12 protein-coding genes, 1 tRNA gene and 1 pseudogene are annotated in these 8,986 nt (G+C 62.4%); 9 read left to right on the top strand and 5 right to left on the bottom strand.

Features of this window, described 5'->3' with window-relative positions; all coding sequences use genetic code 11:
* Window positions 1-255, top strand: a pseudogene (locus AC1DUU_RS14605) (tyrosine-type recombinase/integrase); the annotation flags it as partial.
* A gap of 29 nt (window positions 256-284) precedes the next feature.
* Here AC1DUU_RS14605 and AC1DUU_RS14600 read toward each other — a convergent pair.
* Window positions 285-369: transfer RNA gene (locus tag AC1DUU_RS14600), tRNA-Leu, on the bottom strand.
* Window positions 370-628: 259 nt separating this feature from the next.
* Between AC1DUU_RS14600 and AC1DUU_RS14595 the strand changes: the two genes are divergently transcribed.
* On the top strand, window positions 629-1,216 hold the full coding sequence (locus AC1DUU_RS14595; RefSeq protein ID WP_476784127.1) for a YqaA family protein: 588 nt from the start codon (window positions 629-631) through the stop codon (window positions 1,214-1,216).
* Between the two features lie 37 nt (window positions 1,217-1,253).
* Window positions 1,254-1,769 carry a disulfide bond formation protein B gene (locus AC1DUU_RS14590; protein WP_476784126.1) on the top strand — a complete coding sequence of 172 codons (516 nt, stop codon included), beginning with the start codon at window positions 1,254-1,256 and terminating at the stop codon, window positions 1,767-1,769.
* A 205-nt stretch (window positions 1,770-1,974) separates the two neighbouring features.
* Here the strand turns inward: AC1DUU_RS14590 and AC1DUU_RS14585 are convergent, their stop codons facing one another.
* Both AC1DUU_RS14585 and AC1DUU_RS14580 read right to left on the bottom strand, forming a co-directional pair.
* Window positions 1,975-2,532: an HNH endonuclease gene (locus AC1DUU_RS14585; RefSeq protein ID WP_476784125.1), complete on the bottom strand. Its 558-nt coding sequence runs from the start codon at window positions 2,530-2,532 to the stop codon at window positions 1,975-1,977.
* 118 nt (window positions 2,533-2,650) lie between these two features.
* The gene (locus AC1DUU_RS14580) at window positions 2,651-3,304 is read right to left on the bottom strand and encodes a DNA-3-methyladenine glycosylase family protein (RefSeq protein ID WP_476784124.1); all 654 of its coding nucleotides are present in this window, start codon (window positions 3,302-3,304) and stop codon (window positions 2,651-2,653) included.
* Window positions 3,305-3,379: 75 nt separating this feature from the next.
* Here AC1DUU_RS14580 and gluQRS point away from each other — a divergent pair, with 75 nt between their 5' ends.
* Complete coding sequence (gene gluQRS, locus AC1DUU_RS14575; protein ID WP_476784123.1) at window positions 3,380-4,255, top strand: tRNA glutamyl-Q(34) synthetase GluQRS; 876 nt, start codon at window positions 3,380-3,382, stop codon at window positions 4,253-4,255.
* On the opposite strand, the gene AC1DUU_RS14570 is transcribed toward gluQRS, so the two are convergent.
* Window positions 4,244-4,540 carry a hypothetical protein gene (locus tag AC1DUU_RS14570; protein WP_476784122.1) on the bottom strand — a complete coding sequence of 99 codons (297 nt, stop codon included), beginning with the start codon at window positions 4,538-4,540 and terminating at the stop codon, window positions 4,244-4,246. The two genes, gluQRS and AC1DUU_RS14570, sit on opposite strands and share 12 nt — an antisense overlap.
* Before the next feature lie 212 nt (window positions 4,541-4,752).
* Between AC1DUU_RS14570 and AC1DUU_RS14565 the strand changes: the two genes are divergently transcribed.
* A complete protein-coding gene (locus AC1DUU_RS14565; RefSeq protein WP_476784121.1) occupies window positions 4,753-5,646 on the top strand; it encodes a DMT family transporter in 894 nt (297 codons plus the stop codon).
* Here AC1DUU_RS14565 and AC1DUU_RS14560 read toward each other — a convergent pair.
* Complete coding sequence (locus AC1DUU_RS14560) at window positions 5,613-6,464, bottom strand: YihY/virulence factor BrkB family protein (RefSeq protein WP_476784120.1); 852 nt, start codon at window positions 6,462-6,464, stop codon at window positions 5,613-5,615. The two genes, AC1DUU_RS14565 and AC1DUU_RS14560, sit on opposite strands and share 34 nt — an antisense overlap.
* Before the next feature lie 89 nt (window positions 6,465-6,553).
* Between AC1DUU_RS14560 and AC1DUU_RS14555 the strand changes: the two genes are divergently transcribed.
* From AC1DUU_RS14555 to AC1DUU_RS14540, 4 genes are all read left to right on the top strand, one after another.
* Window positions 6,554-7,396, top strand: a complete 843-nt coding sequence (locus AC1DUU_RS14555; RefSeq protein ID WP_476784119.1) for an SDR family oxidoreductase — start codon at window positions 6,554-6,556, stop codon at window positions 7,394-7,396.
* A gap of 32 nt (window positions 7,397-7,428) precedes the next feature.
* Window positions 7,429-7,620, top strand: a complete 192-nt coding sequence (locus tag AC1DUU_RS14550; RefSeq protein ID WP_476784118.1) for a twin transmembrane helix small protein — start codon at window positions 7,429-7,431, stop codon at window positions 7,618-7,620.
* Between the two features lie 6 nt (window positions 7,621-7,626).
* Entirely contained in the window at window positions 7,627-8,208 is a 582-nt protein-coding gene (locus AC1DUU_RS14545) for a cob(I)yrinic acid a,c-diamide adenosyltransferase (protein WP_476784117.1), read from the top strand.
* Window positions 8,209-8,237: 29 nt separating this feature from the next.
* The coding region (locus AC1DUU_RS14540; protein WP_476784116.1) for a rhomboid family intramembrane serine protease at window positions 8,238-8,986 on the top strand (749 nt) is incomplete at its 3' end.

The raw sequence follows: 8,986 nt of genomic DNA, 5'->3' as shown, positions 1-8,986 counted from the left end.
CTACCTGAATGCTCGATGCACGGGCTGCGGAAAGCTGGCGCAACGGTTGCGGCGGAAAACGGCGCAACCGACGAACAGTTGATGGCAATTTTCGGATGGACCACGAAGGCGCAGACGACGCACTACACCAAGAAAGCGAACCGCCGGCGACTCGCTGCGAGTGCCGCTGACAAGCTAAACCCGGAACAAAAAATGGACGGAATTGTCCCACTCGTTCAGGCCATTGGAGAAAGTGGGACAAAAAAGGCGAATTAGCCTTTAATATCAAAGCCCTCGAAAAGGGTTGGTGCCCCTAGCCGGAATCGAACCAGCACTCCTTGCGGAACTCGATTTTGAGTCGAGCGCGTCTACCAATTCCGCCATAGGGGCCTGTCCTAGATGGACAGAATGGTCGCGGACTATACGGTTGAGCCGCCCTCCGTCAACTGGGCAGCGGCGTCTTTCTTCAACTTGATGCCACGATCTCACCGTCCTCACCGACGCGATCATCAGTGGCAGCTGTGCCTTTGGGTGTGGTCATGCGACAGATTGTGCCGGTTACCCCAGCTTGTGCATTCGTGAAGCCCCCAAGCATTGTGCGCCCCAGCAATTCTTCCTAAACAGGCAGCGCACATTTCAAGGGGGCCCGATGCTTCGCCGACTCTACGACTGGACCTTGTCGCTCTCGGCAAGGAAATCCGCCGAATGGTGGCTGGCCTTCATTGCCTTCGTCGAAAGCTCGGTCTTCCTGGTGCCCGCCGACGTGCTCTATTTGCCGATGGCGCTGTCGCGCCCAGACCGCGCCTATCGTTATGCGATCGTGGCAACCGTGGCCTCGGTGCTTGGCGGCATAGCCGGCTGGTATATCGGCCACTACGCCTTCGAGGCGGTGGCCAAGCCCGTGCTGGAATTTTACGGCAAATATGACGAATTCGAAGCGTTGAAGCTGTCGTCTGGCACCGGCATCATCTTGTTGATGCTGGTGACGTCGGGCCTTTCGCACCTGCCGCCGATCAAGGTGGTCACCATCCTGTCGGGCGTCATCGGTTTTCCGCTCGGCTGGTTCATCGTCTCGGCGATCATTGCCCGCGGCGCACGTTTCCTGTTCCTGGCCTGGCTGCTCAGGACCTATGGCGAGCCGATCAGGAACTTCATCGAAAAACGCCTTGGCCTGCTGGCAGGCCTCGCGGCGGCTGCCCTCATTTTGCTTTATCTTCTCGTCAGATACCTGCACTGAACGGCAGATGCCGGTAACAACAGCTGGGCACCAAAGAATGACCTCCCTCGCCTCCCCGACCGGCCGCAGCCAGACGCTGACCGCAATCTTCCTCGCCGTTGCCATGGCTGTTGTCGTCGGCACGGCGCTGGGCTTCCAGCACTTGGGCGGCTACATGCCCTGCAAGCTCTGCCTCGAGCAGCGCACGCCCTATTATGTCGGCGTGCCGCTGATGGCGCTGGCAGCACTTTCGTCGGCGATGCACTGGCCAGCCTGGCTGACGCGCGGCTTGCTGGCCGTCGGCGGGCTGCTGATGCTCTACGGGCTCTATCTCGGCGGCTATCATGCCGGCGTCGAATGGCGCTGGTGGGCAGGCCCGACCGACTGCGCGGCGGTGAGCGGCACGATCGACACCGGCGGCAAGGGGCTCCTGGACGTCCTCAATGACGTTGTGCCGCCGCGTTGCGAGGATGCGGCGCTGCGCGTGCTCGGCCTGTCCTTTGCCGGCTGGAACGTGCTCGCCAGCGCGTTCCTGGCTGTGGTTGCCCTGCGCGGTGCGTTCGCGAAGGCTTGATGATCGTTTCCTTCTCCACGTTCACGGGGAGAAGGCGGCTGAGCGTAGCGAAGCCGGATGAGGGGCTACGCCAACGTTCGAGAGCTTGTGCTGCCCCTCATCTGCCTGCCGGCGTTCGATGCTCAAAAAGCCAAGCAATTGGCTTTTTGCCCGCTGCGCGGACCGCACCTCACCTCCTCGTAAACGGGGAGAAGAACGAAAGCCTCTACGGCTCCAGCTCGACATCCCAGTAGAGATAATCCATCCAGCTTTCGTGCAGATGGTTGGGCGGGAACAGCCGGCCATTGTTGTGCAGGTCGTGCACCGTCGGCTGGAACGGCTTTTGCAGCGGCCACATCTTGGCCTGCGCCGGCATCAGCCCACCCTTCCTGAGATTGCAGGGCGAGCAGGCGGCAACGACATTTTCCCAGGTCGTCGCCCCACCGCTGTGGCGCGGGACGACGTGATCGAAGGTCAGATCCTCCGGCGTGCCGCAATACTGGCACTGGAAACGATCGCGCAGGAACACGTTGAAACGCGTGAAGGCGGGATAGCGCGACGGCTTCACATAATGCTTCAGGCTGACGACACTGGGCAGCTTCATCGAAAAAGTCGGCGAGGAGACCGCGTGATCATATTCGGCAACGATGTTGACGCGGTCGAGGAACACCGCCTTGATCGCGTCCTGCCAGGACCAGAGCGACAAGGGGTAGTAGCTGAGCGGACGATAATCCGCATTCAGCACCAGTGCTGGGAGCCCATCCGGAGACACGGCGACCGTCACTTCCACTACCTCCTCGGTCCTCGAACCTAACGGTGCGAATACTGTAAGCCCGAGGTGACAGGAATGTGAAGCGCCTAGTCGGTCATAAAGCCTGTCAAAAAATCGCGATTTCGCGGATTTAAGCAGGATTTCCGGCCGGCGGTGCACCATCGCGACCGCGGGTCTCGCGATAATACGCCCAGAACAGCCGCGAAGCGACCCCTCGCCACGGCGCCCATGATTCGGCAAGCCGAATCAGTGCCTTTTCGCCGGGGCGCGGATCGATGCCCAGCGCATGGCCGACAGCCGATTGCAGCGCGACGTCGCGGGCGGGGAAAATGTCGGGGTGGCCAGCGGCARACAGCAGATAAACCTCCGCCGTCCAAGGGCCGATGCCTGATATGGCGACCATTGCAGCCATCGCCTCCTGGGCGTCGAGCAGGCAGAGCCCGTCGAGGTCGAGTCCGTCGCTTGCTGCCTGGGCCACTGCCAGCAATGTCCGCTGCTTGGGCCTGGACAGTCCGGCCTCGCGAAAAACGCCCTCGCCGGCGGCGAGCAGCACCTCAGGCGTCAACGGGTCAACAAGAGCAGTGAAGCGGCCGAAGATAGCCCTGGCGCTCGCGGTCGACACCTGCTGGGAAACGATGATCGAAGCAAGGCTGGCAAAACCTGGCTCGGTCAGCCTGAGCGGCACGTCGCCGGCCATTTCGCGCACGGCCTTTAGCCGCGGATCGARCGCGCAAAGCGCATCGAGACCGAGATTGACGTCGTCGAGATTGGAAATCCGGTGCATCGCGTCACTTGTTAGGTTGCGACGGGCAACGTAGCAATCGACAACGCAACCGTTCAATCCGAAACCGCAACGCTCATGACTGCTCCTGTCTTTCGCTTCGCGCCGAGCCCGAATGGTGAACTGCATCTGGGTCATGCGCTTTCTGCGCTGACCAACCAGCGCATGGCCAATGCAACCGGCGGGCGGCTATTGCTGCGCATCGAAGACATCGACGTGACCCGCTGCACTCCGGAATTCGAGGCGGCAATCTTTCGCGATCTCGCCTGGCTTGGGCTTGGTTGGGAAGAACCGGTGCGGCGTCAGTCCGAGCATTTCAGCTGTTATCAGGCAGCGCTGGAGCGGCTGCAGCGCGAGGGGCTGGTCTATCCCGCCTTCATGAGCCGTGGCGAAATCCGTGGCGCCATCATGGATCATGAAGCCACCGGGCAAGATTGGCCGCGCGATCCCGATGGCGCCCCGGTCTATCCTGGTAATGACAAGACGCTGTCGGCGCGCGAGCGTAAGCGACGCATCGATGGGGGCGCCCCCTTTGCCTGGCGGCTCGACACGGAGGCAGCGCTGACGCGACTGAAGGGCCCGTTGAGCTGGCGCGAATGGACAAACGAGAGCATGGGCGCATCGTCCGAGATCGCCGCCGCCCCCCAGCAATGGGGCGATGTCATCATCGCGCGGCGGGAGATTCCCACCAGCTATCACCTGTCCGTGGTGATCGATGATGCGCTGCAAGGGGTGAGCCACGTCGTGCGCGGCCAGGATCTGTATTTCGCGACTTCGGTGCAGCGGTTGCTGCAGGAAGTTCTCAAACTGCCCCAGCCCACCTACTTCCACCACAGGCTCGTGCTCGGGCCGGACGGACGCAAGCTGTCGAAAAGCCAACGCGACACCGGCCTCAGCGCGTTGCGTGAGGCTGGTGAGACGCCCGAGATGGTGATGGCAGGGCTAGGGCTGTAGGAGCCGAGCGAGAGCAGCCTTGAGCAGAGCCAGAACTGAGATGAAGACGAAGGCGCCGCCGAGCCCCCAGGCGGTAGCCAGGCTCAAATTGCGCAAAGTGATGCCGTAGCTGTTGGCAGCCAGCACCGCGCCGAAGAAGCCGGCGGTGAACAGCACCATGTTGCCGGTCGGGCCAAACCCGTCCTCCTTCATGATGGCGTCGAGGGCTGCGCCGAAGAAAAACGCCATGACGGCGACGAAGGCGATCGCCATCATCAGCCAGCCCGGATCCAGATTCCACAACATCCGCGGTCCTTTCACAGGCCGACAATGCAGATCTAAGGGGCGGTTCTACCGGGCCGCCTCCGGGGCATGCTTCATCCGGATCGGATCGTCAGATCAGGTCCGGTGAACCTATGGATCAATCGTTTCATTTTGCTTGTCCTAATATTCGGCATTAGAGCGATTTCGATAAACTTCCTTTCCGGGCGCGGCGTCCGGCGACGCTCGGGGCACCCATGACCTCCACTACAAAGCGGCTGATCCCGGCGACCTTCGTGCTGCTGTGGGCGACCGGCTTCATCGGCGCGCGTTACGCCATKCCATGGGCGGAGCCGTTCACCTTCCTCGCCGTGCGGTTCGTCCTGGCATTCATGGTGCTGGGCGCGGTGATGCTGGTGCTGGGCTCCGGGCGGCTTTCGCGGCGCGCAGCCCTTCATGCCGTGCTCATCGGCATGCTGCTGCACGGGGTCTATCTCGGCGGCGTGTTCTGGGCGATCCACCAGGGCCTGCCAGCGGGATTGTCGGCGCTGATCGCAGGTCTCCAGCCGCTGGTAACGGCAGTGCTGGCCGGCAAGCTGCTTGGCGAAGAGATCCGCCCGCGCCATTGGGTAGGCCTTGCTGTCGGCTTCGTCGGCGTGATGATCGTGCTGTCGCCGAAGCTCGGCACACTCGGCGGCGGCGTGACGTGGCAGACGCTGACGGCCTCCGTCATCGCCATGGCCGGCATCAGCGCCGGCACCATCTGGCAAAAGCGCGTCGGGTCGACCGGCGATCTCGTGACCGGCACCTTCTGGCAATATGTCGGTGCAGCGATCCTGATGGCGGCCGCCTCGATGATCTTCGAGACACGCCAGATGACGGTCAATGGCGAGTTGATCTTCGCCATGGCCTGGCTGGTCGTCGTGCTGTCGATCGGCGCGATCTTTCTTTTGATGGTGATGATCCGCGACGGCGCGATGTCGAAGGTCGCATCGCTGTTCTACCTTGTGCCATCGGTGACGGCCGTCATCGCCTGGCTGCTGTTTGGCGAGCAGCTGTCACTGGTCCAGCTGGTTGGCATGGCGATCGCCACGCTGGGCGTCGGCCTTGCGACGGCTCAACCCGGAACGCGGGCGCGGGCTTCGAGGTAACGGCTGATCGCGGCGTTAAGCTCGCCGCCCAGGATGAAGATCGCAGAGATGATGTAAAGGAACACCACCGCGATCATGATCGAGGCGAGGCCAGCATAGGTGGTGACGTAGGACGAGAAGGTGTCGAGATAGGCGGCGAAGATCGTCGAGCCGATGAGCCAGGCGATCAGCGTGAAGACGATGCCCGGTATGATGCTGAGGAAGCGGCGGCGCCCCGCCGGCAGCCACATATGCACGGCAAACAGGCCAAAGACGATAACACCCGAGGCGATGGTGAAGCGCCACACGGTGATGGTGCCCATATAGGGCTGAATCCACACGAACTTGGCTTCGAGGATGCGCGCAATGATCGGCGCGAAGACCAGAAGTACGGAGATGGCAACGAAGCTGATCGTGGCGATGAGCACGAAAAACAGGCTTTGGGTGCGCCGGAACCAGATCGTGCGCGTCTCGGTAACCCGGTAGGCGCGATTGAGCGAGGTGCGCAACGCCTCGACGCCGTTGGAGGCGAAGAAGGCAGCGAGCACCACGCCGTAGGTCAAAAGGTCGGTGCGCTGCACGGTGAGCACGTTGACCACCTCGCGCGCGATGGGCTTGGCGATCTGGTCGGGCCATGTGTCGAAGACAAGGTGCACGGCGGTTTCGGCAAAGGCGTCGGCGCCGAGGAAGCTTGCAAGCGTGGTGGCGAAGATGAGGAACGGAAACAGCGCCATCAGCGAGGAGATAGCAAGATGACTGGCCATCGCCCAGCCGTCGTCGTCATGGAAATGGCCGGCTGCGTCAAAGAGCACCCGCCTTGTGGCGACGATCCTGCGCATCAGGTCCAGTTTACCGCTCCGTCCGATTGTTTCCAGGGCGCGAATATGGGAAGGGTTTGCCCCAGTTGGCAAGTGTTGGCGGCAGCGAAGTGAACCCGATCAAGGAGTTACGCACGATAATCGTGACCGGCGCGTCGTCGGGCATCGGCGCTTATTGTGCGCGCGCGCTGAAGGCCGAGGGCTGGCGCGTGTTTGCCACCGCCCGCAAAGCCGAAGATCTGGCGGCACTTGAGGCCGATGGCCTCGAAGCGCTCTATCTCGATTACACCGAACCCCAGTCGATCGAAGCGCTGGTCGCAACCGTACTGGAACGTACCGGCGGCAGGCTCGACGCTCTGTTCAACAATGGCGCGCACGCCCAGCCGGGCGCTGTCGAAGATCTGCCGATGGCGGCCCTGCGCGACCAGTTCGAGGCCAATTTCTTTGGCTGGCATGACCTGACCCGGCGCATTGTTCCTGTCATGCGCGCGCAAGGGCACGGCCGCATCGTCAACTGCTCGTCGATCCTCGGGCTGACGCCGGTGCCCTTCCGCGGCGCCTATTCCGCCTCCAAGCATGCGCTCGAAGGCCTGATGTTGTGCATGCGCCAGGAACTTGCCGGCACCGGCATCCATGTCTCGATGATCGAGCCGGGACCGGTGACGTCGAAGATCGCCACCAACGGACTGACCTGGTTCCTGCGCTACATCGACCGCGAGAACTCAGCCCACCACCAAGCCTACCGCGCCCAGCTCGACAGGCTGAACAGCGGCGGCTCCAAATCGCGGCTGAAGCTTGGTCCCGAGGCGGTTCATGCGGTATTGCGACACGCCCTGCTGTCGCCGCGTCCGCGTCCGCATTATGTTGTCACGATCCCGGCGAGAATCGGCGTCGTGCTGAAGCGGATCCTGCCCGCCTCGCTGCTCTACAAGATTTTGGCCCGGCAAGCCTGAGCCGGCAACGGCCAACAGAACTGGAACCTAACATGGCAACCGTATTCCACATCATCGCCATCGCCTTCATGTTCGCCGTCGTGGTCGTTCTGATCCGCGGCCTCATCAACATGCTGCGCGGCGGTTCGTCCAACACCTCCAACAAGCTGATGCAGGCGCGCGTTCTACTGCAGGCGGTGGCGCTGGTGTTCATCATGCTGACGCTCTATTTCACCCGCGGTTAGTCGGAAATGGTCAAGCTCAACAAGATCTACACCCGCACCGGCGACGACGGCACCACCGGTCTCGGCACCGGCGAGCGGCGGCTCAAATCCKACCTGCGCGTCGAGGCCTATGGCGCGGTCGACGAGGCCAATGCCTGCATCGGCATGGCGCGTGTGCACACGGTGACCGAGCATGCCGAAATCGACGCCATGCTGGGCCGCATCCAAAACGACATGTTCGACCTTGGTGCCGACCTGTCGACGCCCGACACCGGCAAGGATCTGGGCTACGAGCCGCTGCGCATCATCGCCAGCCAGACCGCGCGCATCGAAGCCGACATCGACCGGCTCAACGCCGATCTCGCCCCGCTCAGATCTTTCGTGCTGAATGGCGGCTCGCCGGCAGCCGCAGCACTGCATCTCGCCCGCACGGTCGCGCGGCGCGCCGAGCGCGACATGGTGGCTTTGGCCCAGGACCCTGACGAACACGTCAACCGCGAGGGCATCCGCTACATCAATCGCGTCTCCGACCTGCTGTTTGTTGCCGCCCGCGTCGTCAATGACAACGGAAAAGCCGATGTGCTATGGGTGCCCGGCAAGAACCGCTGATTTGACCCCGAAGGACGGAAGCGAGCCGCATGTTCATTCCGCTCTACGATTCCAACCATCTGCGCCATATCCGGCTGCAATATGTAACGTTCGCGCTGATCGCCATCAACGTCATCGTCTATCTGGTGACGACGCTTGGCGGCGAGGAGTTTACCCAGGCGACCGTACTCGGATGGGGATACATTCCCGCGGTGGTTCATGATCTTGCGGACCTGTCGCCCGATCTTGTCGTCATTCCCGAAGACCTGAGCTATCTCACCTATTCCTTCCTGCATGGCGACATCTTCCACCTCGGCGGCAACATGCTGTTCTTGTGGGTGTTCGGCGACAATGTCGAAGACGCGCTCGGCCATTTCCGCTTCCTGGTGTTCTACCTGGCTTGTGCGGTTGCAGGCGCCTTCCTGCATGGGCTGATCCTGCCCGGTTCCGAAATGCCCCTGATCGGCGCCTCGGGCGCCATTGCCGGCATCGTTACCGCCTATCTCATCCTTTACCCCCGGGTGAAGATCTGGGTTCTGGCCTTCGCCCGTATTCCGCTGCGCATCCCGGCCTGGATACCGCTGGTCCTGTGGGTCGGCTTCCAGTTCCTGATGATCGCCATTGGCGGCGATGACGAAGTCAGCTGGGCAGCCCATGTCGGCGGTATCATCGCCGGTGCCATTCTGGTGCTCATCCTGCGGCGCCGCGACGTGCCGTTGTTTGCCGATGCGGAAGACGCAGCCCCGCCCAGCGACAAGGCCGAGGCGGCTGTCATGCCCGAACCCGCAACACCCGAACC

Source organism: Aminobacter sp. P4_H6_2, assembly GCF_056400805.1.
Note: the sequence above shows the minus strand (reverse complement) of the source record. Positions and strands in the feature narration are given on the sequence as shown.